Source organism: Oleiphilus sp. HI0043 (assembly GCF_001634935.1).
In genome coordinates, this window is record NZ_LWEY01001162.1 from 1 (window position 1) to 1,148 (window position 1,148).

1 protein-coding gene and 1 pseudogene are annotated in these 1,148 nt (G+C 46.5%); both read right to left on the minus strand.

The features are described 5' to 3' along the window. Window positions 1-754, minus strand: a 754-nt coding sequence (locus A3729_RS13405) for an iron ABC transporter permease (RefSeq protein ID WP_156497945.1), incomplete at its 3' end; no start/stop codon positions are given. Window positions 755-880: 126 nt separating this feature from the next. After that, a pseudogene (locus A3729_RS33080) lies at window positions 881-1,148 on the minus strand (iron ABC transporter substrate-binding protein); the annotation flags it as partial.

Here is a 1,148-nt window from a genome sequence, read left to right on the forward strand (position 1 = left end):
CCATCATTAGTAAGGCTATCTGTGCTGCACCACCCAAGTTGCCCATGTTCAACCACGTGTCGTAAAGACCCGCTGTTAAGGTTTGGACGGCGAAATAATCTACCGTTCCAAAGTCGTTAAGTGTCTCCATTAGTACTAAAGACAGGCCAACCGCAATAGCGGGCCGTGCAATGGGTAAGGATACTCGATAAAAGAACTGGAAGGGCGTAGAGCCTAGACTGCGTGAAATGCGATAGAGGGAAATCGACTGCTCAAGAAAGGCCGCGCGTGCCAGCATGTAGACGTAAGGGTAGAGTACTAGTGACATCATGATAATAGCTCCCCCCATACTTCTGATTTCGGGGAACCAATAATCTCTGCTGGTCTTCCAGCCAAATAGCTCTCGAAGCGCTGATTGCACGGGGCCTGCGTATTCCAGAAAATCAGTGTAGGTATAAGCGATGACGTAAGCGGGTACGGCAAAGGGGAGTAATAAGGCCCAACTCAGCCACTTTTTGCCGGGGAAGTCGTACATGGAAATAAGCCAAGCTGAGCCAGTTCCAACCAGAAAAGTTAGGGAGCCAACGCCAAGCATAAGAATCAGCGTGTTTTTCAGATAACTAGGTAAAACTGTATTAAGCAGGTGCGGCCAGGCGTTTTCCTCTGGAAAAAGAGCGAGGTAAGCCACCGCAACAATCGGGAGACCGATAAGGGTTGCGATAATGAAAGATGAAATGAACCAGGGACGCTCTTGAGCGTTTAGTCTGAAATTCAAGAGTGATAAACCTTCAAAGTATTCGAGTTACGCCGAGCTGAGCAAGATACATTAAAAACGAAAAGCGGCATAGTGCCGCTTTAGTTTATTTTTCTAAAAGCCATGGCCTTAGCTTATCTAGAGTCATTATTCATCGAAGGCAACTTCATCAACTAACTGTGCTGCACGCTTTCTTAGATTAGCAATATCTGCGAGTGGCAGTGTATCTGACTTGAAGGAACCCCAAGACTTTACCAGGCTCGATGGTTCAACCTTAGTATTAACCGGATACTCGAAGTTTTGTTCTGCATAGAGGCTTTGCGCATAGTCCTGTGTTAGGAACTCCATTAGCTTGATTGCACTTTCTTTGTTTGGTGCGTGTTTAGTAAGTGCTACGCCACTGATATTCACGTGG